The following is a 23,807-nucleotide window of genomic DNA, read 5'->3' as shown; positions in this document are numbered from 1 at the left end:
GATCGATGAGTGCGTAACATCAGTTAATATTACTTTTTATAGGCTTTAGCTGAAGCGGAAATCCAAGTAGAAGCAGCAATGCCAAACGGCAACAGAATAAAAATTGCTCCAGAAGCTACAGGATGGGTTCTAACGGTCATGCTAGAACTCATAATCGCTAATCCCAAACCACAGTAAACTAGACCGATTAAAGGGATACCAAGGACTAATAAAGCAAATTTTTGGTCGGAATTCATAAATTATCAGGTTCTAAGAACTATTAATTAACTTAGCAGATATTTGCTTAGCGATCGCGCTAGGTAAAATCTTCTCTCACTTAATTACTTAGTTCAAGATCAAAAATCTGCTAAAGTCGCTAGAATCAACATAAGTTAACCAAAATAATTAGCTTGTTGGCTTAAGCTAAGTAATCTTATGAGCGAAAAATCGCGGATTTGTATCGTTGGTGGTGGATTTGGGGGTTTATATACCGCCTTAAGACTGAGTGAATTCCCTTGGCAAAACGGAGCCAAGCCAGAGATTACTCTGATTGATAAGAGCGATCGCTTTTTGTTTTCTCCCCTGTTGTATGAACTAATCACCGAAGAAATGCAAAGTTGGGAAATAGCACCGCCCTTTGCTGAAATTTTGGCAAATACAGGGGTGATGTTTCAGCAGGGTAGCGTTACCGATATTGATATTGAAGCCAAAAAAGTCACTGTCGATGGCGATATAACAATTGATTACGATAAATTGGTTCTGGCTACAGGTGGCAAAACTCCTGTAGATATTGTACCAGGAGCAAAGGAATACGCTCTCCCATTTCGTTCTCTAAACGATGCCTTTCGCCTCCAGGAAGAACTAAGATTACTAGAAGAAGCTAACCACGATAAAATTAGAGTGGCAGTAGTTGGCGGTGGTTATAGCGGGGTAGAGTTGGCTTGTAAGCTAGCAGCCCGTTTAGGTGAAAAAGGGAGAATTCGCATTATAGAAAGAGGTGAACAGATCCTCAAGGATAGTCCTGATTTCAATCGTGAAACTGCAATTGAAGCTTTAGAAAAAAATCATATTTGGCAGGATTTAGAAACAGAGGTAGCACAGCTTGAAGCCCAGAGTATATCCCTTGAATATAAAGGGCAAACTGATGTCATACCTGTAGATTTGGTATTGTGGACAGTTGGTAATCAGATTTCGGAGTTAGTCACCAAACTTCCTCTAGAACAAAACGAAAAAGGGCTGCTTAAAATTGAACCAAACCTGTTAGTTAAGGGTAGAGATGATGTCTATGCGATCGGCGATGTGGCTGACTGCTACGATGCTGAGGGTAACCCAGTTCCCGCTACGGCACAGGTTGCTTTTCAACAGTCTGACTATTGTGCCTGGAATTTGTGGGCATCTGCTACTAACCGTCCCTTGTTATCTTTCCGCTATCAGCCTTTAGGTGAAATGATGACTTTGGGGGTAGATAACGCCACGATCAGCGGTTTGGGAATAAAATTAGATGGCTCAATGGCTTATATAGCCCGTCGCTTAATCTATCTCTATCGTTTACCAACTTTAAAACATCAGCTAACGGTTGGGCTAAACTGGATTACTCAACCTCTAGTTGAACTATTGTCATCCTGATCTGCTATGGCAATTTATAGGTAGGGAAGAACAGCTATAGTAAAAAGATATCTCCATGTCTGATGCAAGATTCATACCGCCCCAGTTAAATCCTTTATTTACTCGCTTAATCCAAAGCATTTTCTATCTTGTAGCTTACTTTGGATACAAAATAAAATTCGTAATTGACGATCGCGACGTGGCTCAATTAAAAGCAATTTCTCATCAGCGAGTAGTCTATCTGCCAAATCATTCTAATCTAGATGATGGACTAGTAGTATTTCTTTTGTCTGCACGTTTAGGGCAGCTATTTCATTATATTGTGGCTTACGAAGCTTTTGCGGGCTTAATCGGCAAGCTGATGCCTATGGTAGGAGTTTATTCAATTCGGCGCGGAGTTGGCGATCGCTATAGCATCAAGCAAACTCTGCAAATACTTCAGCAGCCTGAATCTAAGCTAGTAATTTTTCCAGAAGGCGGTTGCTCCTATCAAAATGATACCGTAATTCCTTTTCGCACAGGAGCAATTGAGCTATCTTTTAAGGCGATGGAGAAGCTAATTAAACAAGAAGCAGATATACCCGATTTTTATTTAGTACCTGTAAGCTTAAAGTATACTTATCCCCAGGCTACAGATGCCAAAATTGCAGAATCTCTAGGCGGTTTAGAGGCAGCTTTATCCATCCAGCCAGTCAAAGAAGATTTTTATTTACGCTTAAGAGCTATATCTGCTCAAGTACTAGCTAATTTAGAAGCTGAATATAATGTAACTCTCGATTTAACAGATTGGAATCAACGCATTGAGTATCTAAGAAAGCACTTATTAGACTATTGCGAAGAGAAACTAGATATTACACCTGCAACTGAGCTACCCAATCGAGAAAGGATTTATAAGGTTCAGGCAATTTTAAGATCTTTAGATAATACTACAGCCAAACAATCTCAGATAAATTACGAACATCTTTATCAAACTACTGTTCGCTTGCTTAATTTTGATGCAATCTATGATGGTTACGTAGCAGATAATCCTACCCCAGAAAGGTTTTTTGCTACTTTAGATCGTCTGGAGAGAGAAGTATTCAATATAGATAGACCTAAACCTAAAGGATTACGTCAGGCAGTGGTTAAAACTGCTACACCAATTAACCTTAAAAAATATTATCAAAATATAAACAGTGATTCTTCTCGCCAACAAGTAATTAATAATCTAACTCAAGAAATACAGCAACAAGTTCAAGCCTATCTAAATTAATTACTCATAGAATCGTCAACCAAACAATTTACAGACTATGTATAAGTAGGGTGTTGTTAGCGTAAGCGTAACGCACCAAATTTAAATTTTGAATTGTATTCAATTCTCATTCCTTAGCCAAATCAATCTTTGCCTATGACACTCTCATCCTCAGCCCAAAATTTACCGAACGTAATCTTTTTAGATGCGATGGGAACATTGTTCGATCTCAAAAGCAGCGTTGGCGAAATATATCAAGAATACGCTCTCAAACATGGAGTAAAAGTAGATGCTAAATTACTTAATAGTGCTTTTCTTAGAAGCTTTAAATCTGCTCCTCCTTTAGCATTTTCTACTACCGAATTAGAGTCGATTAAGCAACAAGAATTTGCTTGGTGGAAAAATGTAGTTCAGATTGCATTGGCACAGATTGGTGTACTAGAAAATTTCAGTAATTTTGCTGACTTTTTTCAGGATATATATTTATATTTTGCCACTAAAGAACCTTGGTATGTATTTTCTGATGTTATTCCTACTTTGCAGCTTTGGCAGCAGCAAGGCATTCAATTGGGAGTTATTTCTAATTTTGATACCCGCTTAATTACTGTGCTAAAGTTGCTTGAACTAGAGCAGTTTTTCACTAGTCTGACAATTTCTTCTGCTGTAGGATTTGCTAAACCAGACCAAAATATTTTTGAAATTGCTTTAAAAAAACACTATATTATTGCTAAACAAGCATGGCATATTGGAGACAGTCTGATTGAAGATTATCAAGGAGCAAAGAATGCAGGAATTAGCTCATTTTGGTTAAATCGTGATTCATCTTCATTGGATATTGAAGATCAACTACCCAATTTAAGTAGTCTGGGATAAACTTGTCTTTATATTGCTTTATATATGCACTTTTACGAAGTTCAAAAAACGGGGGATAGAAGCTTTGGATACAGCTAATCAGCAAAGGATTCTAGGATATTTTATAGAAGAAGCGAAAGAACATTTGCAAACCTTAGAGCAAGGCATTTTACAGCTAGCAAAATCTGTAAAGGATGCAGAAACTGTTAATGAAATGTTTCGGGCTGCTCATTCAGTCAAAGGTGGTGCTGCAATGCTGGGTTATACAAGTATTCAAAAAACTGCTCATCGTTTAGAAGATTCTTTTAAAATTCTTAAAGACAATCCTGTAGATGTCGATCAAAAGCTGGAAACACTGTTCCTTAATGGCTACGATCATCTTCAAGATCTAATTGAACGTCTAGAAAACTCTGCCGATTTTAGCGATCGAGATGCTGTAGAAATTTTGAAGCAGGCAGAATCTAATTTTGCTCTATTAGATCAATATCTTCAACAGCTACTATTAGGTAGTTCAGCAGAAAATGCTGATGTTAGCCAAAAAGTAACCACAATCCTCAAACAAATGCTGCTATTGTTTAAGCAGCCAGATAGCCCAGAAAGCAGACAAAAACTGCATATTGCCTGTAAAAAGCTGGGTGAAATAGCTCCTAATGAAGCAAATTGGCAAAAGCTGGTATCTACAACTCAAACAGCAATTACTAATAAGAAATATCCTTACAATACTATCGCCCAGGTAGTTATCAAAGAAATTAAGCAGGCGGGAGACTATTTAAACTCTGGTCAAACAAATAAATTAGTTCCTAGTCGAAATCTACAGCAGCTAGCAGCATCGGCTGGGGGAACTGCTGGTGCTGTAGTTGGTACAGTATCTATACCCAAAGATCCCCAGGGCGCAGCATTGGCGTTGTTAAAAACTTTCAATAAGCAACAAATCATGCAGATATTCCAAATTATCAAAAGTCGAATTTAATTAATATTTCTTGACCTAATATTAGATTTGTCAATTTAATAAATTTAATATGTGTCATAATAATGACTTAATAAACTAAGTTCATTGATTGCTATTAGCTGTGTTTCAATTCGCTGTTCATTTTGCCAGTTTGTTTAAACCAGTAATGCTCCAACTCCGTTTTATTGGAGCGTGTTCTATATTAGGACTTGTTGCCTGGAGTTTGCTAAGTTTTGTTATGGATACGGTAGCCAGAGCTAAAGAAATGCACCAGATCCCCTGTACTAAATGCCGTTTTTTTACTGGGGATTATCGTCTCAAATGTACCGTAAATCCTCATGTTGCCAATACCGAGCAGGCAATTGATTGTCCAGACTATCGAAATAATTAATTTAAGTTAGTTCGATTCTGCTGATTGTCCTGTTAATCTGTAAAATTTTTCTCGTCCCTCGTTGTATCTGTTGCTAGGATAGCCCATCACCTGGTGAATAATCCATTTTTGAGGCTTACCATCTTTGAGCAACAAAGCGATCGCTGTTTCCATGATTTCGTCATCTTCTAAGCATTTTTCGGCAAAGAAACTACTAGTTTTACGAAAGCTGCTCTTACTGTTTTCCCTATCTAAATAAAGATACATTGCGGCAAGCAAGTCTTTAAAAGATTTAGGTTTATCTTTTTCTGGCACAATTTTTGACCAGTCTGATTCTGAGATCTGCTTTAGGTATTTATTTTGACTATCTTTGGAAGTTATTTTTTTCGTCAGAGGTTTTAACTTAGTCGGATTTGCCTGAAGAATATGATGATACAGATAATCTACTGCTACCGCTTGTAGTAAAGCTTCACCTAAAAACTGTAAATGCTTGTCGGTGGCAGAATGCTCTAACTCTGGTTTTAAATATTTTTTTAGCATTGGCACAATCAAACGTTTGTGCAGCCAGTTGCGTGTCTGAGAAAAACCGCGATCGATAAATATTGCGCCAATTAAAGCCTTGAATCCCTTTTCAAAAGGATTATTTTGTTTAACCCTCAGGCGGTGTCTTTCTTCTGCTAAAGCTAAAAATGGATATGCCTCCCCAAGCTGAAGATCGTACCAAAGTGTAGTCAACCTATCTGTTTCAATAATCTTATCCCGCAACGCCTTGAGCTTACCAACTTGAAAATGGGAAAAGTTCCAGAAAAGATAATCAACTACGACTAAATTTAAAATCGTTTCACCAAGATATTCCAAACGCTGATTATTAATCTCAGGCTCATTAAGTTGCTTGGCATAGGAAGGATGAATTAGAGCCAAGCGAAGGGTTTGATCGTATTTAAAATTAATGCCAATTTTGTTTTCTACTTGCGACGCTTGCCAGTTATCACTCATTTGGATTGGACGAATATATTTTGATCACCATTTTATATTTAATTTCACCCAGCTACCTATATTTTATAAATATGTAATTTAATAGCGTACTTTATAAGACATCAAGCTTGTAAGTGTTTTAGTAAATATGTTGTTTTTGGCTGATAGAAATTGGGATGTTTTGGGAATAATAAAATAAGTATTTCTTTTGATATATTCCTACAGTCATTAACAATAAACGTAGTGCGTAAAATATCTAAACTTTGGTCTAAAAAAACTAAAAAGCTATTTGCTGAAGCTTTTCGCAATACAACTAAAACAAGCAAATTAGTATCTAGAAAATTTAATCTCCTGATTATTACGCAGTTTTATCCACCAGATTATGCTGCTACAGGTCAACTAATTGAAGAGTTAGCCAAACATTTAGGAGAAAAAAATGTTCGAGTAAAAGTTTTTACAGGGCAACCTGGGTATGCTTTTGAAAAAAAGCAAGCTTCAAATTTAGAAATCAAAGATAATGTTCAGATTCAACGTACTAGAATTACTAAAATTTGGTCACAAAGAATCCGTGGAAAAACCCTGAATGGTCTAATATTTACTTTTAGATCGGCTTTATACTTATTAAAAAATGCTCGCCAAAACGATGTAATTTTGTTGACTACTGCACCACCTTTTCTTTTAGTCATTGGTTATTTGGCTAATTTGCTATTTAAAATTGATTATGTTTGTTTAGTTTACGATTTATATCCTGACGCAGTTATAGAGTTAAAGATAATTTCTGAAATTAGTTTCATTGCTAAATTATGGAATAAAGTAAATGCTATTGTTTGGGGAAAAAGCAAAAAGGTAGTGGTGCTAAGTGAAACCATGAAAAAAAGAATTGTCGCCAAACATCCCAGCCTGGCTGAAAAGGTTTCTATTGTTCATAATTGGGCGGATGCAGATTGGATTAAACCTCTGGCGAAACAAAATAATTGGTTTGCTGGACAACATAAAATAAATGAAAAATTTACAGTTTTATATTCTGGAAATTTGGGTCTTTGTCATGATTTAGATACAATTTTGGGTGCAATCAAATTACTCAAAGACCAACCAGTACAATTTGTGTTTATTGGTGCGGGAACTAAACATGAAATATGCCGCCAAACGGTAGCCGAATTAAACTTAAACAACTGTATCTTTTTGCCATATCAAGACAGAACTAACTTGCCCTATTCTCTAACTGCCTGTGATTTAGCCCTAGTAACGATCGCACCTGGTTTAGAAGGAGTTGTTGCCCCAAGTAAAGTATATGGCATTATGGCTGCGGGAAAAGCGATCGCGGCTATATGTGAACCTCATTCTTATCTGCGTGAATTAATTGATAATGCTAACTGTGGAGCTTATTTTAATAATAATCACAGTAAAGATCTGGCAAATTTTATTATGAAACTAGCTGATGATTCTGCATTGGCTGCACAAATGGGTCATGCTGGACGTGTCTATATGAAGCAAAACTTTATACCTCAAATTATTGCTCAACAGTATTGTGATCTTTTAAATATAAATGTCAGCAGTGAGCGTATAAACGTCAATCAGAAGCATGAAAAAGCTGATAGAAATATTAGGGTAACTTAAAGAACGTTGCTGAATTGAGGTATGAAACATACTAATACTATTAAAAGCTAATATTAGCTTTTAATAGACTTTTTTCCTTACTGTTCAAGTCACAGATTAAAGCTGCTTTCATAAACGGCTTTGTTAAACTCTAAATTTTAAAGATACAATTTGATATGGTTGAATTTTATAATTATGTATGCTATTAATATCTTGTTTTTCTTCTAAGCAATTAATAAAACTATCAATCTGTAAATCTATATTATTCTTAAAAGTTAGTTTAGTTTTCTCCCCATGAGCTTCATAACAGCGCATAATTGGCTGCCGATCGATACCTAGCTTAAATGCCATTAAAACCAAGTTATCTGCCGATAAATTTAATAGCTCTTGGCTCGGGGATAACTGATTATTTTGTTGATTGTTCAAGCTATTTTGAGCTGGTATTATTGTCTGCAACGGCGTATTTAGTTCATAACCTTTTTGCACTGTTTTTGCTTTTTTCCAGTCATTTACGTGGGGATAAATAGCATAGGTAAAGTGATGAGTACCTTTGTCACTTTGAGGATCTGGCCAGACAGAAGAACGCAATAAAGTTAAGCGCAATAGATCGGGTTTGGCATCATAACCATATTTACAGTCGTTGAGCAAGCTTACGCCATATTTACCATCGTTATCAGTTAAGTCTGCCCAATTTAATGCTGACACTTCCCACTTGGCTTTTTCTTCTGCTGTCTGGGGTTGGGTAGTTCTTTTTATTGCTCCACAAGGTATTTCATAAGTTACATAGTTGCTCTTGATATTCAAAGGGAAAGCAATTTTAACCATCACATGAGTTTCTTGCCAATCGACCGTATTATTTATTTTTAAAATAGATGAATCTGGTTCTAAGATATAGTCTTGAATAAATTTTGAGTTGTTTAGTTTCTTTACTACTCTAATACCTTTTATTAATTCAACATTTATCCAGGCAATTGATTCTAATTCTGTGGTCGATAATTGTTTTTGTTCATATTCTGGATCGATATTCCAAGCATCCCAGTATTGTCCTCGATCTTCAAAAGCTTGAATTACATTACCTGAATCCCTAAGTATTTCTTTATTGTTTATTCGATCATAAATACTATCCAAATTGCCAGTATCAGGGTTGACAACCACTTGCAAATATTGATTTTCTAAAACGTAATTTTGCTGTTCTAAAGCTTTACTTGTCAAAGAATTATGATTACTACACAGCCAGAATAAACGATAGCCTATAGATGGAATATTTTTAGCTAAGAAAACTAATTGATTGTCTTTGATTAATTGCGATCGCACCACATCCCCCTCGCAATCATATACTCTAGATTTAGAGCCTTCGATAGTTACCACCTGCGATCGCTTCCAGTTCAAAGAATTAAACACAACTAGAGGTTGCGCGTCTGCTTGAGGTGGTGTTGGTAGCTTAATGCTTGAGGCGATCGCACCTAAAGCATTGTGTAATATATTCTTGCCAATTGCGATCGCGTCTGACCAGTCCTGGTTAGCCTCGGTGAAGACTTCAGGGATAGATGTCCCTGGCAAGATATCGTGAAACTGATTAAATAAAACTTTTTTCCAGGCTATTTCGATTAATTGTTGCCAGTCCCCTTGACAAAGACCTTCTTTTCCGATTATTCTGTTCATAATGGAAAATAGTGGCTGGTCAACGAACCTGTCCTTACAAAGCAGAGTTGCAAGAGTTGACCATAACTCTGCCTGATAGAGCAATCTTTCACAGTAGCGGTTATATTTTTTTTGATCTGCATGGACGGTATAGCAACCACGATGTAGCTCTAGATATAGTTCATCATTCCAGACAGGAAAGTTGTCGGCTGAGGAATTATCCGCAGATATTTTGGCAAAATAATCAATCGCCGTCGAAAACTCGATCTTAGGAAAGAAGGGCGAGTTATCCCATTTCTGAGCCACTTCTAACATATCCCTCGTTGGTCCTCCGCCATGATCGCCAACACCTGGTAACCAAAAGATATCTTGCAAGCCTGTTTGAGTTTCCCAGTCAAGAGCGTAATCAGTCATGGTAATTGGGTTAGTATCCATCACTCCTGTCACGTTGGGAGGAGACATCAGAGTTAGTAATCGTGTTCCGTCAGGAGACTCCCACCAAAAACAGCCCAAAGGAAACTTATTAGTATCATTCCAGTGCAGCTTACCCGTTACAAAATATTCAATCCCACACTGTTTAAAGATTTGGGGTAGTTGCCAAGTAAAACCAAAGCTATCGGGTAGCCAAGCAACTTTAGTTATCTTGCCAAACTTCTCTTGATAATATTGTTGCCCATAAAGTAACTGCCGTATCAACGACTCACCGCTAACCAGATTAGTTTCTGGTTCAACCCACATTCCCCCTAGCACTTCCCATTTATTCAACCTGACTGCATCTTGAATTTCTGCAAACAGTTGAGGACGATTAATTTCTAGCCATTGATATAAAGCAGGGCTAGTATGACCAAAAGTTAAAGCAGGAAATTCTTGTTGTAAGCTAAGTACAGATTTAAAAGTACGCTCGGCTACTTCGTAAGTTTCATCTGTTGTCCATAACCACGCCATATCTAAATGAGCATGACCGAGTAAATTAAAGCGACGCTGTTTAATATTTCTCCCTAAAGGTAACAGGCTCGATCGCAATTCAGCCAAATCGTCTCCGAACTTGTCTCCATTTTCCAGATTGTCCCAGTTAAACTTATCTAATGCTGTTGCTAATACGTCCAGGTGTTCGGGTTCAAATTGAGCCAGGTATTTATATAGTACTGTTACCTCGTCGGCTATCAAGCCTGGATCGATATTTTCAGGAGTGTCTAACTTTTCATAAAGCAAATGCGATCGCATTAATGCCCCAATGTCATGATTAGGACTAATAAGTCGGATAGTTACTAAATATTCTTGTCCTGGTTGAGCATAATTTGTAATTAGTACCCGCGCTGAAGAATCAAATAAGTCCCCTTGCTGTACCAATTTCCCGTTAATAAATATTTGCGCATCTTCCGCCCACCAAGTTAAGACCAAGCGTAAACTTAATCCTGGTATTGGGTATCCTTGTAATCTTGGCGGAATAATAATTTGTTGCGCCAGCCATTTGATCTGTTTTCCTTTAGCAAAAACAATATAACCTTGCTCGTTAACTGCTGCGGTTTTGCATTCTTGCAGATTGACCTTTGCTAAATTATTGCCAATATTGACTATACTTAAGAGTGTAATATCTCGCCAATTATGTTGTACCTCTAATTGAATTAGTTGACGTAATTGAACAATAAATTGCTCAATAGTTGGGACGAAATTATCAGACACAGCAATCAAAGTTTAACTTTAGGTGAAAATTCTATTAGCTTCTTGCTCAATAAGCTAATAGCTAATAGCTAAAAACCTATAAATTTGAACGAAGCCAATTCAAACTAAGCTTATATTAGCTTTTTGATGGTACGAGAAACTTTTGAGACAAGACTTTGTAAATCCCTTTCAATATCTCTTTTGGCTCGTTATCCAACATCGAATCTCGGTAAACACACATAATAGAGCAACCTTCTTCGCAACCTTTAGATTGCTGCGACTGTTGTTTTAGATCTCCAAGGCTGTATTCTATAAGCGGTTTATTCAAGCGATCGCGCTGGGAAGAACAGTATTGTACTAATCCGAATTCATCAACGTAAAGATAACGCGAACCAGAACGACATTTCCATTTAGGCTTTTGACCCTGCAAGAGTTTTCTTCCATAATCATAATCGCTTAGGGGATATAGTTCTCCACTTGTTGTAAAATATTCGTCCCAAAGCTTGAGATATTCCTCACCTTCGATCTCAATTTGTCCTTTTTCGTCATGCATCAAACCAACTGAGACATTAAAGCCAAAGGCGCGAATTTTGCTTAAAGTCTCCATAAAAGTTAATTTAGTAGATTCGCATAACACTATATTGGCGTGAACGTCAAAATTTGCGTGTTCTCGTAAAATTTCTAATTTTGGCAGTAATTTTTTGAGTGATTTTTGAATATAACCAGTTGAATCGGTATCTAAAGCATCGATACTGATTTGTAAATTACTCAATCCAGCCTCGTTTAGTTTTTTTACTAACTTTTCAGTTAATAAAAACCCATTGGTAGTAATCGAAACCTGATTTTTTCGATTAGAATATTTAATAATCTCAACGATGTCGGGATGCATTAATGGTTCGCCACCTAAAAGAGAAGTATTGACGACGCGCAATCGATGAATCGCATCAATTCGTTCTTTTAAAAGCTCTAGAGGTACTGGAGAAGAATAGTTGTCGAACTCGGTACAGTAACCACAACTTAAGTTACAACGGCGAGTTACAATCAGTTGAGCTTCTAAGGGCGATTTCAAAAAAAGTAAATCGATCGCCGATCGCAATGGTTGTTTCACCCGCATAATACACACCTATTCTTGGTAAATTTGCAACTATCATTAGATAGCTATGTAGCATCTGAAAATGTAACACAATCTTGCCATGATAACCTTTGCAGTTTTTTCTTTAGCATTGAAACCTATACGCGATCCTGTAGCCGTTTTCTTGATGATTTTGGCTATCATGTTGGTTGCGCCTCTATTATTCGAGCGATTTCGCCTGCCTGGTATTGTTGGCTTAATTTTAGCTGGGGTAGTTTTTGGCCCTAAAGGACTAGGATTGTTAGAAAGAAACAGCAATATTATCTTGTTGGGTACGATTGGTCTGTTGTTTCTAATGTTTATGGCAGGTTTAGAGACTAGCCTCGACGATCTCAAAGACAACAGGGATAAAGCCATTATCTTTGGTCTAGCCACTTTTCTAGCGCCGATGATTATCGGTACGGCGGCGATGATGCTGGTGGGATACGGCATCTTGCCAGCAATATTGGTGGCTTCCTGCTTTGCTTCCCATACTTTACTAGCACTGCCAATCTTAAGCAAACTGGGCATTATGCGATCGCCAGCGGTTAATGTCACCCTGGGAGGGACATTAATCACCAACGTTTTGGCTTTACTGGTTTTAGCGGTAGTAGTCAAAGCCTTTTCAGGCGAACTTACTATAAGTTTTTGGCTGTTTCTGATTCCTGCGTTAACCATTTATACTTTGGCAACCTTATGGGGTGTACCCAAAATTGGACGCTGGTTTTTTGCTAAATTTGGACATGATGAAAGTGCCGAATTTATTTTTGTCTTAGCAACATTGTTTGTTGTCTCCTACGTTGCGGGTTTAATCGAAATTGAGCCGATTATTGGCGCATTTTTGGCAGGAATTGCCTTAACGCCCTTAATTCCCCAATTAAGTCCCTTAATGAATCGGATTCAGTTTATTGGCAACACCTTATTTGTGCCGTTTTTCCTGATATCTGTCGGGATGCTGATCGATCCGCTAATTTTAATTCGTGAACCTAAATCATTAGTCATCGCAGCAGTAATGATTGTTGCCGAATTAATTAGTAAATTTCTTGCTGCTTGGGGTGCGGGAAAATGGTTTGGCTTTAAATTTCCCAGCACGATGGTTATGTTTGGGCTATCCATCGCGCAAGCTGCATCTACCCTAGCCGCAATTACCGTGGCTTATGAAATCAAGTTAGTCGATCGCACTACGGTAAATGGCATTGTGGCAATGATTCTTTTTACCTGTATTGCCTCTCCTTTGGTAACCGAAAGATGGGGTAGACAAATTACCACTGCTGAGAAGACTCCAACTGCTATTAGTAAGACTAAAGTTTTGGCACAGCGGGTTTTAGTCCCTGTAGCAAATCCTAATAACGAAGACAACCTATTAAATTTAGCTTTAATTCTTGCCAAAACTTCCAATGGAATTCTTTTCCCTCTCAATATTTTAAGCGATCGCCACGAAGCAGTTTCTCTTGATGCGAGAATACAGCAGCGCAAGCTATTGGAAACAGCAGAAACTCTTGCCCATGCTGCCAATGCGACGGTAGAAACTATCGCTAGAGTAGATGATGGAATCGATCGGGGAATTGTGCGTACAGCAATTGAACGGGATGTCAGTCTGGTAGTCTGTGGTTGGAAAGGCTATTCTACCTATCAAGACAACTTTTTTGGCAGTGTAATCGATAACGTTGCCTTGCAACTACCTATTCCTGTCTTAATTACTCGCTTTGTTCAGCCTATTGCCAATACCGCCAGAGTTTTCTTAACTGTTACCAAAAGACAGGCACTAGCAGATGAATTTGAACAAACTATTAATATTGCGCAAATGTTAGCTAGCGAATTAAAAACTAGCTTGGAAGTATTAGTGGTAGTCAGCAAAAAGCAAATTCAACTGACTTCTAAAGAATTAGCTAAACTCAATCAAGATGTTGTTATCGATCAAGCACAGGGCAATTTTATCAAGGAAGTTTCCCAGAAAATTCACCGTGACGATCTATTACTCTTTCCTGTCAAAAGTACAGAAGCCAGACTGCGCCAAAGATCGGCTGTCGGTACTATCCCCGAAGCGATCGCTCGTAGCCATAACGATGTTTCAATCTTAGTAATACATTTTCCAATGAACTAACTAATTGTCTCGATGCTGCTTAACTCCAATTTATAGTGAGTCCAGGTAGTTAATAATGACTGCCTGACTTACGGTGTTGAATTGCCGTAATCCCATTTAATTCTGACACTTCACCTTGGTCTACCACTGCATAAATTAAAGTGCGATCGCCTGATGGCAAACGGCTGTGGACAGTACATTCAACGTTAGCTAATGCTTCTTCAATAATCAAGCAGCCATTGGTGGCGGTTTTGGTAGTTACATTATAAAAAGAATCACTACTCTGATTACTGAAGTTTCTTCTAATAGTTCTACCTTCTTCAAGGATATTTAGCACAAACTTATCTCCTGGGTTACTTATTAAATCCATATTTTGTGATTCAGCCACCGCAACCATTACCCCAGGAGGATTAAAAGTTGCTTGAGACACCCAAGAAGTCAACACACCCCTATGATTATTATCCTGACAGGTAGTTAAGACGCAGATCGAACCAACAATTCTACCCACTGCTTGTTCAGTGCGATCGATCTGAATTTCGGTGACAGCTTGACGAGGACTACGCAGTTTTTTCGATTTTTTCAGTCTTTGAGTAAATTCTTGTCCTGCCTGGATACATTCTTTTAAAATAGCGGTAGTGGGACTAAAACGGACACGGATCGGTTCAAATCCGAAGCTATAATGAGCATCTTTTAACTTATTTTCTAACATGGCGATCGCTTCACCACTCCAACCATAAGAACCAAACACACCTGCTAACTTGGTTTTCGCTGCGGTAGCTAACACGATTCCTAATGCGGTTTGAATTTGAGTTGGTGCATGACCCCCTAATGTCGGCGAACCAATGATAAAACCATCACAGGCTTGAATTGCTGTGGTAATTTCTTCAGAGGTAACAAGTTCGCAGTTAATTGATTCTACTGCTACTCCCGACTGTATTAATCCATGGGCGATCGCATTAGCAATAGTGGCAGTGCTGCCATAAGCAGAAGCATAAAGCAGAACTACTTTAAATTCTTGAGCAGTTTTTTCTTGACACCACTGCTGATAATCGTAGCTAAAACGACTGAGGCTATATCTAACTAACGAACCATGAGCAGGGGCGTAAACTTTAGCAGTTAAAGGCGCAAATTTAGCTAAAGCAGCTTCTAATTGTTTGGTTTGGCTAGCATGAAGACAGTCAAAATAGAAACGGCGGTCTATACCTAATTGTTTCCAATGATCATCAAAGATAGAATCATCGCATAAGTGCGCCCCAAAAAACTTATCAGTGTAAAGAATTTTGCTTTGAGGATCGTAGGTACATAGTCCATCAACCCAACGAGGAGTAGTTACGCTGATAAACTTTAGTTGATGTCCCTGTCCCAAGTCTAAAGTATCATTGTCTCTAACTACTTGAATTCGCGATCGCCGTTGAGGAAACATTAAAGCACCCTTGAGGGCATTAACGGCTGGTTTTGAGCAAATTATTTTGGCTTGGGGTGCTTGTCCTGCTAAAGCCTGTATGGTTGCCAAGCGATTAGGATTAACGTGCTGTAGGATAATATAATCTAGCTTTTTTAAGTCAAGCTGCTGTTCTAATGTGTCCAAATAAATTTGCGTAAAAGATTGTCCTGGCGGATCGATTAGAGCAATTTTATCGGCTTGAATCAAATAAGAATTAGAAGTCGTGCCTTTTTGGCGGGAATATTCAACTTCAAACTTCAATCTATCCCAAGTACGCGATCGCAATACTTGAGTATTAGTAGCAATTTCTGCTACTTGAACATCTCTTTTTTTAGCTGTTGGTTGAATAGTTGTTTGTTTCATGGCTTTATGAATGATGAGGGATGAGGGATAAGGAAATAGGCTATAAGGAGAAAAGTAGTAAAGAGCTAAAAGCTAAGAGCTAATACTCTGTTTTACCGTTTGCCCCTACTTTTTGTTTATATCGTTCGGTTATTTTTTGTTCGGGGTCGACACCTTCAAAGGTAGGCGGTAGCCAAACTCTGACTACTAACAAAACCGCTAAAACTAATAAGAAAGAACAGGTGGCTAATACCTGACTCCAATGAATATCTAAAATTCCCTTGACGATAATTTCTCTCAAAACCGAAACAATGGAAACCTCTACTGCCACACCAATAGAAACTCGACGTTCTTGGAGATAAATGATTAATAAGCGAAATAATTCGACCAAAATCAGGATAAACAGAATATCAGCCGTGACTTGCGTGAAGTTTATAGGCGGTAGTAAAGAGACAAACATCTCTCGCAACTGAAGCGTCATGAAGCCAAATAAACCGATACAGAGAGAAATAATAATAAAGTCTTGGATAAATTCTAAAACTTTAATCACTCCGCCATTATTTAGCCATTTATACCAGGGAGTTGGGGGCTTATCAACGGGTTCATACATTATATTTAGTTATTAGTTATTAGTTGTTAGCTTCTTATTACCTATTACCTAATAATGATTGCCAACCTTACGATGATGCACCGCCGTCAAGACATCTAACTTAGCGACTCTGCCAGCTTGTACATTGCTATAAACAATCCAGTGATCGCTACATTCCAAGCGGTTACTTACTTCGCATTCGATGTAAGCTAGAGATTCGGCAATAATCGGTGAACCGTTGCTAGCAGGTACGGTTTTAATGCCTGCAAATCTGTCTGCACCAGGGGGAAAGCGTTTGAGAAAATGTCTAATTAGATGCTGATAATTTCCTTCTTCTAAGACATTTAAGACAAAGCGATCGCCAATCTGTAAGAAAGATTCAATTGCCCGATCTTTAGCAACCGCGATCGCAATTCCTAAAGGAGTTAAACTAGCTTGGGTTACCCAAGATGCAACCATCGCGCTTTTTATCTCGCCTTTGGTAGCAGTAATAATATATAAGCCGTTGCTAATTCTGCCCAAAGCTTTTTCTAGAGTGTTATCAATGGCTTTGATTTGTTTAGCGGTGCGATCGCGAGTTAGCCACTGTCCCAAATCTATACCCGCCTCATCGCAGACTTGATTAATGACTTGATTGGGAGATTCTTTAACTAAAATTGGTGAAAAGGCTTCGATTAGTCCAATCTCTTGAAACTTGTTACGTAAAGGATAAACAGGTTCATCTTCACCACCACCAGATTCAAATAAACCAATTGCTTGTTTACCGTTTGCTGCTGCAAGTATAGTGCTGAGAATAGCATGAGCTTCTTTATCTGATTGGGCTGGCATACCGATTACTAAACCTGCTGCTTGGGAGACTAATTCTCTTACTTCTTGAGGTTCAGTATCGTTCCAGTTGACTAACTCTACCGCTACTCCTGTTTTGGTAATTCCCTGAGCGATCGCTCTTGCCAGATCGTCACTGTAACCATAGTCTTCAGAGTAAACCAGCACGACTAGGGTTTCAGTCTTAGTTTGTGCTTGACTCCATTGCTGATAGCGATTGACTAATTCAGGTTGATGGTGTTTCAGTAAGGGTCCATGCCCTGTGGCGATCGTTTCTAGTTCCAATTTGCCCATCCGTTTGATAGCTGCTAATACCGAACGGGCATTAGGTTTCATCAGACAGTCATAATAATATTCAAAGTCTGCCTCGATTAAGTCCAAATCCTCATCAAAAGTCGGATCATCGCAATAGTGCATCCCAAAGGCATCGCAAGTATAGAGAACTTGAGTTTTATAATCGTAGGTAAAAATGGTATCGGGCCAATGTAAATTAGGCGCAGAAACAAATTCTAATTCATGTCCGTTGCCTAAATCCAGGCGATCGCCATTTTTAACGATTATATGTTCAAAAGGTTGATGCACCATGTCGCTTAAGAACTTAATTGCCACCTTTGCACCGACTACCGTAACTTGAGGTGCTAACGCCAAAATATCTTTAACCAAACCGCTGTGATCGGGTTCGGTATGGCTGATAATTAAATAATCAAGTTGCCAGGGATCGATCAAACCTGTTAACAGATTGAGATAAAGCTGACGAAACTTGGCGTGAGAAGTATCAACTAAAGCTAGTTTCTCCCCTTGAATCACAAAAGAATTGTAGGTTGTCCCGTTTTGTAAGCCAAATTCAATATCAAAGCGATCGCGATCCCAATCGAGACAACGAATAGCAATGGTTTCTGGGGCAATTTCGACGGTTTGTAAAGTTAGTCTAGCAGTATCAGTTGTTTGCTGGATATTTGTCAATGCAACCATAAGTCAGTTCCTCTTGGATTTAAGTACTTCAAATTTTCTGGGCGTATATTTCAGTTAAATACCACTGTGGTATATCGAAGGTGACAGAATTTTTTACTCACTATCTATTACATAAATTAATGCGGTTTACTAAAACAAAAAATACTTTTTTCTTTCTTTCTTTATATTTACGTGCAATCTACTTATTTGTAAAATACTTATTTTTAAATACACCGATTAGCAAGACTTATAGTAATAAACCAAAATCTTTTAAAGAATCAAAAAATACAAAGACTATCGTTTTGTTATAGATAAATATTAATAGTTTTTATATCGAGCAAACTATAATCAAATTTGCTTTGAAAAGCCGAAAACAATAAAAACACTATAGCAATTGACTTTAATAATATACAAATTCTTTTTTTACTCTCATTGATTTTGTCTATTTCTCTCTGAGTATAAATACCTGAGCCAGCAGGTTTAAATTTGTATTGAGAAAAATCAATCTTGATAATTGAGAAACCCAAAACATTTTGTAAGTCAAAGTATAAAATAATAAATTTTAAAATCAATACTACTTATAGTATTGATATTTCTCAATCAAAACCATTTGTTTAAATATTTAAATATTGCTAATAAGAAAGTATTGAGAGTCAAATTAACAATTTTTATAATACCAATTGATTATTTTTGGAGTTTTTGGTGTATTATTTTGCAATAGATATAAATCAATGACTTTTATCTTTAGATTTACTTTAGTCTATGAAAATTGCCAGGAGTTATCTATAACTTTGGTTCTTCTTATACCAATTCAACTTTACTTGAGTGACGGTCAAAGAGTATATAAATCAAGCTGTCAGGAGATTTTATGAATCAGTTTCCTAGAAGAAAATTTTTATATACGGCTGGGGTGTCTGCTGCCAGTGCGGTATTGCTTAATGCTTGTCTGGGCAATCCTCCCGAATCTGGAGGTGAAACGGCTACAGAACAAGCTAAACCAGTCGATCTTAGCCCTGAAATGATGCCTGAAACTACTCAAGCTGTTTTAGGTTATATCCCCATTGTCGAAGCAGCGGCTTTAGTCATTGCCAAGGAAAAAGGATTTTTTGCCAAAGATACGAGTGCTCTTTTTAGTCGGTAGCAATGAGAGTAATAGTAAGCATTGATTTATCTCTTTTTGAATTTATCTATTTTAAAAATAGGAGGATACCATTATGAATAAGACAAAGGCGAAACCATCCACAGGCTAAGGGTGGGCTGTCCATGTTGACGATAGCGATCGCCACCTGCGGTTTACTCTAGAGCCTTCGCATATTTTGGCGTTCAGTTGGGGCATTGGGGTGGGTCTTCTAGTAGCCATTGTGTGGTCTGCGCTCTATCGTCCCATAGCTTCTCAAGCAATACCAAGCATTAAACAAACTTTTCACCAACCCCTGAAACCATCTCTAGAGATGGTTTCCGCACTGAGCCTACCAGTTCATTCCCCTTGGGGATAGATTGACTATTGGTCACGACGATTAGATATGACTCAGGCTTAAATTATAAGCTTAGATTATTAATCCAATAAAATAATACGTCTCAAATTTTGGAAATTTAGTCAGCTTTTGCGCAGCTAATAGAATAGACTAAATTCAATGATAAATGAGATAGTGATTGATTTAATTCAATCGATACCAAACCCTAAAATTTGATTAAGAAGGAATTACAACATGGATTTTTTGTCCGATTTCTTGACGCGCTTCCTGGCGCAGTTACAGTCCCCAACACTCGGCTTTCTGATTGGTGGTATGGTCATTGCCTCCGTCGGTAGCCGACTATCAATTCCAGATCCAGTCTATAAGTTCATCGTCTTTATGCTGCTTATGAAAGTTGGCTTAACTGGTGGACAGGCAATCCGCGACGCCAATCTGGCGGAGATACTGTTGCCTGCGCTGTTCGCCGTAGTAATAGGGATTCTTATCGTGTTCATAGGACGCTACACGTTGTGCAAGCTGCCGAACGTCAAAACCGAGGATGGCATTGCGACCGCAGGCTTATTCGGTGCCGTGAGTGGTTCTACCCTCGCGGCAGCCTTGGAGCTAATGGACCAGCAGGGCATGGCATACGAACCCTGGGCCGCCGCACTCTATCCCTTCATGGACATCCCAGCGCTTGTGACTGCAATCGTCTTAGCCAGCATTTATACCAGCAAGCGGCGCGGTACTGCAAACGAGTCTCTCAGCAAGCAGCGCGTTGCCGTAGGCGGTAACGCAAGCGAGTATCCCAGCGAGCCGCACGGTACCGCAGGAGAGTATCCCAGCAAGCGGCGCGGTACCGCAAGCAAGCGGGTTAGGGTATGGCCCATCGTGCAGGAAAGCCTTCAGGGTTCTGCCCTATCAGCACTGCTACTCGGCCTCGCGCTAGGTCTGATAACCCAGCCAGAAACTGTCTATGAAAGCTTCTACTCTCCCCTCTTCGCTGGCCTGCTTTCGGTGCTAATGCTGATCATGGGCATGGAGGCCGCAGCAAGGCTTAAAGAGCTGCGCAAGGTAGCCCAGTGGTTCGCCGTATATGCCTTTGTGGCACCTCTGCTCCATGGGTTCATCGCCTTCGGTCTCGGTATGATTGCTCACTACACCACGGGATTCAGCCCTGGCGGAGTTGTGCTCCTTGCCGTCATCGCCGCCTCCAGTTCAGACATCTCAGGGCCGCCTACTTTACGGGCCGGTATCCCGTCGGCTAATCCCTCCGCCTACATAGGCTCGTCCACAGCCATCGGCACGCCGGTTGCGATCGCCTTGGGAATACCGCTCTACATCGGGCTTGCCCAGGCGCTGATGGGCGGCTAATCCCAGACGGGTCGCGGTTTGCCGGTGCGACCCTAGCCCAGCGACCAACGCGGTGGCTAGATCAGCGCGATAATGCGCGGTGCTGCCGTTTTCCTGAGTTTCTATATAATTTAATAAACACACAACACATCTAGAGGTAACCCACATGGCCAAGCCAGCCACCAAGCTCGTCATCGTCACGGAAAAGTTGCTGCTGAAAAAGATCGCCAAAATCATCCACGAAGCCGGGGCGACCGGTTATACGGTGGTGGACGCTGGCGGTGAAGGCAGTCGCAACGTGCGCTCGTCGGGACAACCCTCCGTTTCCGACAACTTCTCAAATATAAAGTTCGAGGTGCTCACCGACAGTCGGGATATGGCGGTGAAGATTTCGGATGAGGTCGCAGCGCGGTTTTTCGACGATTATTCGGGCATCGTCTATCTCTGTGAGGCGGAGGTACTGAGTGCGCACAAGTTCTGTGGGCCAGACGGCTGTTAAATGGAGACGACGCAGACCTTAACACGAGTCGACGAAGGAAATACCATCAATCAGTCAAGAGGAGACGCACTCATGCTCGGAGGCGATCGCCACGTTATTGAGCGGGCGACAGCAACGAACCATTTCTATCATTTTGGAATACAGTGTATTTCAAAATGATGTAATACGCTGAAGTTTAGTTTTAACATAGCCTTTGCTTTACTCAATTTCTCTAGTATCTGATTCTTCCTTCGCAGACGAAAGGCGACTACGAGCAGCGGCGATCGCCCGTCACGGTTTAGAAAAAGTCAACTTAGTGCGCCTGTGCGCCTTTAGCAGTAGCCAAAGAAAAAGGCTTCTTTACAAAACACGGCTTAGATGAAGTGAATCTAGTCAGGGAAACCAGTTGGCGGGGCATCGTCGATGGTATGGTTGGAGGCTATGTGGATGCAGCCCAGATGCCTTCGGGAATGCCCTTATGGTTAACTTTGAGAGGTCATCAAGATAGACTTTCGGTGGTATCGGCGTTAACCATAAGGGCAACGGTAATGCTATCACTCTCGACCGTCGCTTTTATGACCAAGGAGTCAGAAGTTTAGCCGATTTTAAACAGTATCTTCTCAAGACTAGAGATAAATGGCACATTATGGGGGTAGTTCATCCTTCATCAATGCACAATCTAATTCTGCGCTATTGGTTAGCAGCAGGGGATATCAACCGCGATCTCGATGTGGAACTGCAAAACATTCCTCCCGCTCAGATGATGGTAGACTTGCAGAACAACAGTATTGATGGTTACGGCGTGGGCGAACCCTAGAACTATCGCGCTGCTGCCGAAGGTATTGGCTTTACCGTTGCCACGGATCTTGAAATTTGGAACGGACATCCAGGCAAGGTTTTAGGAGTCAGAGAAGATTGGGCAAATGCTTATCCCAATACCTACGTTGCTTGGCGTTGGTAATTTAATATATGACGTACAAAGTGTTTCTGCTCGTAGCTTTAAGCTATAAGCGCAGGGCTAACGCCCAGATCGTCGCCTCAAGGGAACGACTTCGCTGCATCCGCAGCGTGCAGCTTTAAGCTTTTTTTGAATAAAGTTTGATACAAAATTGAAAAACCATACTTTGATTTACCAACGCCCGTTGCTTTAGTTAAAGCCTTGCTTGAAGCTTGCCATTATTGTGCCGATGAAAATAATGCTTTATAAATCGAGCATATACTAGCCCAACGCCAGTATATAGGAACTTCCCTTGAATACATCCATCTTGCTAGTCCCAACGCAGATACCTGCAATCCTAATCTGTCCATGCGCGAATATGCCCATCATCTATTTTATGGTGCTAGAATCAATCGCTCAAGTCGTACCGAACATCGGTGGCACACAACTCAGTTAGCCAGATGGGGACATACGCCCTTCTCTCGCAATTGGCTATAACTCATGGAAAGAGTCTGTCGCGTCACCGTCTTTAGTACCGCAGTCAGAGAACTTGGCTCACTAGATACTAAATACAATCGCGGCAAAATAAAACTTTTCGATGGCACGACCTTCGACGCTGACGATCCCATTACCTACCTTAACAACCTCAAAATAAAACGAGATTTCAGCGTTGCCGAAATTGTCCTCGATCCTCATTCTCGTGCTGCTTGACCGACCAAATACTTGCTATCTGCTAATAACTAGGTGGGCAAATCTACAAACTGAAACCAAATGACTTCGCCAAAAGATAATTTTGCCCACCCTACCAACTAATAACTAAAAAATAAACAAATTAGATCTAATCTCCAATTACCCCGCTAAAACTTCCCAGCAAACAATGCCCTTCTTATTAATCGAAAATGTGGCTAAATCCTATCCTACTCGCAACGGTGATTATACTGTCGCGATCATCTAGCCTTAGTGGGGCTAACCGAAGCAGCCGACAAAAAACCGACTCAAATTTCTGGCGGGATGAAACAAAGAGTTTCCATTGCTCGTGCTTTAGCTATTCGTCCGCGTATGCTAATTCTAGACGAACCTTTTGGAGCATTAGATGCCATTACCAAAGAGGAATTGCAAGAAGAACTACTGACTATCTGGAACGAACATCGTTGTACGGTGTTAATGATTACCCAGGATATCGATGAAGCTTTTTTTCTTGCCGATTGCGGGAATGATGATGACTAATGGGTGAAGTGTTGGATATCCCTTTTGAGCGTCCCCGCGATCGCACTCAGATTATGGAAGATCCACTCTATTATAATCTCCGCAATCGCGCTCTAGAATTTCTGTTTGAGCGTTTTGCCCATGATGAGGATTAATCTATCTTTATAGAAAAAG

At 39.7% G+C, this 23,807-nt stretch carries 16 protein-coding genes and 4 pseudogenes; 13 read left to right on the top strand and 7 right to left on the bottom strand.

Annotation, left to right across the window (positions count from 1 at the left end; all coding sequences use genetic code 11):
• Positions 1 to 29: 29 nt before the first annotated feature.
• Positions 30 to 236, bottom strand: coding sequence for a hypothetical protein (locus tag SLP02_RS02470; RefSeq protein WP_319419069.1), 207 nt, complete (start codon positions 234 to 236; stop codon positions 30 to 32).
• A gap of 178 nt (positions 237 to 414) precedes the next feature.
• Here SLP02_RS02470 and SLP02_RS02465 point away from each other — a divergent pair, with 178 nt between their 5' ends.
• The 5 genes from SLP02_RS02465 to SLP02_RS02445 all read left to right on the top strand — a co-directional run bounded on the left by SLP02_RS02465 (position 415) and on the right by SLP02_RS02445 (position 5,007).
• Complete coding sequence (locus tag SLP02_RS02465) at positions 415 to 1,605, top strand: NAD(P)/FAD-dependent oxidoreductase (RefSeq protein WP_319419068.1); 1,191 nt, start codon at positions 415 to 417, stop codon at positions 1,603 to 1,605.
• A 55-nt stretch (positions 1,606 to 1,660) separates the two neighbouring features.
• Positions 1,661 to 2,836, top strand: coding sequence for a lysophospholipid acyltransferase family protein (locus SLP02_RS02460; RefSeq protein ID WP_319419067.1), 1,176 nt, complete (start codon positions 1,661 to 1,663; stop codon positions 2,834 to 2,836).
• A 135-nt stretch (positions 2,837 to 2,971) separates the two neighbouring features.
• On the top strand, positions 2,972 to 3,688 hold the full coding sequence (locus SLP02_RS02455) for an HAD-IA family hydrolase (RefSeq protein WP_319419066.1): 717 nt from the start codon (positions 2,972 to 2,974) through the stop codon (positions 3,686 to 3,688).
• Positions 3,689 to 3,752: 64 nt separating this feature from the next.
• Entirely contained in the window at positions 3,753 to 4,637 is an 885-nt protein-coding gene (locus SLP02_RS02450) for an Hpt domain-containing protein (RefSeq protein ID WP_319419065.1), read from the top strand.
• Positions 4,638 to 4,737: 100 nt separating this feature from the next.
• Positions 4,738 to 5,007, top strand: a complete 270-nt coding sequence (locus SLP02_RS02445) for a hypothetical protein (protein WP_319419064.1) — start codon at positions 4,738 to 4,740, stop codon at positions 5,005 to 5,007.
• 6 nt (positions 5,008 to 5,013) lie between these two features.
• On the opposite strand, the gene SLP02_RS02440 is transcribed toward SLP02_RS02445, so the two are convergent.
• Entirely contained in the window at positions 5,014 to 5,982 is a 969-nt protein-coding gene (locus tag SLP02_RS02440; RefSeq protein WP_319419063.1) for a ribonuclease III domain-containing protein, read from the bottom strand.
• A gap of 222 nt (positions 5,983 to 6,204) precedes the next feature.
• On the opposite strand from SLP02_RS02440, the gene SLP02_RS02435 reads away from it, so the two are divergent.
• A complete protein-coding gene (locus SLP02_RS02435) occupies positions 6,205 to 7,578 on the top strand; it encodes a glycosyltransferase family 4 protein (protein ID WP_319419062.1) in 1,374 nt (457 codons plus the stop codon).
• 123 nt (positions 7,579 to 7,701) lie between these two features.
• Here the strand turns inward: SLP02_RS02435 and SLP02_RS02430 are convergent, their stop codons facing one another.
• Both SLP02_RS02430 and SLP02_RS02425 read right to left on the bottom strand, forming a co-directional pair.
• Positions 7,702 to 10,881 (bottom strand): alpha-mannosidase, encoded by a 3,180-nt coding sequence (locus tag SLP02_RS02430; RefSeq protein ID WP_319419061.1) that lies wholly within the window; start codon positions 10,879 to 10,881, stop codon positions 7,702 to 7,704.
• A gap of 115 nt (positions 10,882 to 10,996) precedes the next feature.
• The gene (locus SLP02_RS02425) at positions 10,997 to 11,974 is read right to left on the bottom strand and encodes a radical SAM protein (protein WP_319419060.1); all 978 of its coding nucleotides are present in this window, start codon (positions 11,972 to 11,974) and stop codon (positions 10,997 to 10,999) included.
• Positions 11,975 to 12,053: 79 nt separating this feature from the next.
• Here SLP02_RS02425 and SLP02_RS02420 point away from each other — a divergent pair, with 79 nt between their 5' ends.
• A complete protein-coding gene (locus tag SLP02_RS02420; protein WP_413467088.1) occupies positions 12,054 to 14,075 on the top strand; it encodes a cation:proton antiporter domain-containing protein in 2,022 nt (673 codons plus the stop codon).
• Between the two features lie 49 nt (positions 14,076 to 14,124).
• Here SLP02_RS02420 and SLP02_RS02415 read toward each other — a convergent pair whose 3' ends face one another.
• The 3 genes from SLP02_RS02415 to SLP02_RS02405 all read right to left on the bottom strand — a co-directional run bounded on the left by SLP02_RS02415 (position 14,125) and on the right by SLP02_RS02405 (position 18,226).
• Positions 14,125 to 15,861, bottom strand: a complete 1,737-nt coding sequence (locus tag SLP02_RS02415) for a diflavin flavoprotein (RefSeq protein WP_319419058.1) — start codon at positions 15,859 to 15,861, stop codon at positions 14,125 to 14,127.
• A 79-nt stretch (positions 15,862 to 15,940) separates the two neighbouring features.
• On the bottom strand, positions 15,941 to 16,450 hold the full coding sequence (locus tag SLP02_RS02410; protein ID WP_319419057.1) for a phosphate-starvation-inducible PsiE family protein: 510 nt from the start codon (positions 16,448 to 16,450) through the stop codon (positions 15,941 to 15,943).
• A 48-nt stretch (positions 16,451 to 16,498) separates the two neighbouring features.
• Positions 16,499 to 18,226, bottom strand: coding sequence for a diflavin flavoprotein (locus tag SLP02_RS02405; RefSeq protein ID WP_319419056.1), 1,728 nt, complete (start codon positions 18,224 to 18,226; stop codon positions 16,499 to 16,501).
• An 847-nt stretch (positions 18,227 to 19,073) separates the two neighbouring features.
• On the opposite strand from SLP02_RS02405, the pseudogene SLP02_RS02400 reads away from it, so the two are divergent.
• The 6 genes and pseudogenes from SLP02_RS02400 to SLP02_RS26425 all read left to right on the top strand — a co-directional run.
• Positions 19,074 to 19,319 (top strand): annotated as a pseudogene (locus SLP02_RS02400) (ABC transporter substrate-binding protein); the annotation flags it as partial.
• A gap of 595 nt (positions 19,320 to 19,914) precedes the next feature.
• A complete protein-coding gene (locus SLP02_RS02395; protein ID WP_319419054.1) occupies positions 19,915 to 21,033 on the top strand; it encodes a sodium-dependent bicarbonate transport family permease in 1,119 nt (372 codons plus the stop codon).
• 145 nt (positions 21,034 to 21,178) lie between these two features.
• Complete coding sequence (locus SLP02_RS02390) at positions 21,179 to 21,511, top strand: P-II family nitrogen regulator (protein WP_319419053.1); 333 nt, start codon at positions 21,179 to 21,181, stop codon at positions 21,509 to 21,511.
• 241 nt (positions 21,512 to 21,752) lie between these two features.
• A pseudogene (locus SLP02_RS26435) lies at positions 21,753 to 22,439 on the top strand (CmpA/NrtA family ABC transporter substrate-binding protein); the annotation flags it as partial.
• 186 nt (positions 22,440 to 22,625) lie between these two features.
• Positions 22,626 to 23,138 (top strand): annotated as a pseudogene (locus tag SLP02_RS26430) (bacitracin ABC transporter ATP-binding protein); the annotation flags it as partial.
• Positions 23,139 to 23,372: 234 nt separating this feature from the next.
• Positions 23,373 to 23,788: pseudogene (locus SLP02_RS26425) on the top strand (ATP-binding cassette domain-containing protein); the annotation flags it as partial.
• Between the last annotated feature and the right edge of the window lie 19 nt (positions 23,789 to 23,807).

Origin of the sequence: Pleurocapsa sp. FMAR1 (assembly GCF_963665995.1) — a bacterium.
GTDB lineage: Bacteria > Cyanobacteriota > Cyanobacteriia > Cyanobacteriales > Xenococcaceae > Waterburya.
This window is presented reverse-complemented; position numbering and strand designations above follow the sequence as displayed.